This is a genomic window from Acinetobacter sp. 243_ASPC (assembly GCF_001054715.1).
GTDB lineage: Bacteria > Pseudomonadota > Gammaproteobacteria > Pseudomonadales > Moraxellaceae > Acinetobacter > Acinetobacter soli.
The window spans coordinates 1-216 of record NZ_JVOR01000033.1 but is presented as its reverse complement, the minus strand read 5'-3'; the positions used below and the strand labels follow the sequence as shown (position 1 = coordinate 216).

The following is a 216-nucleotide window of genomic DNA, read 5'->3' as shown; positions in this document are numbered from 1 at the left end:
TGGCTACAACCAGCTCCGCTTTGATGACACCACAGGGCAGATCAGTAGCCAGCTCCACAGTAGCCATGGTGCAACCCAGCTTAATCTGGGTAATCTGAGCCATCCCAAAGAACAACTGGAAAGCGAAGGCCGAGGCGAAGGTTTCGAACTACGTACCGACCAGTGGGGAGCCGTACGGGCAGGCGAAGGGCTACACCTCAGCACCCACAAACAAGA

The 216-nt window shown here is 56.0% G+C and carries 1 protein-coding gene; it reads left to right on the top strand.

From position 1 onward, the window contains the following. Positions 1 to 216 (top strand): type VI secretion system Vgr family protein (locus ADA42_RS03370; RefSeq protein WP_048763571.1); only part of this gene is annotated, 216 nt, incomplete at both ends.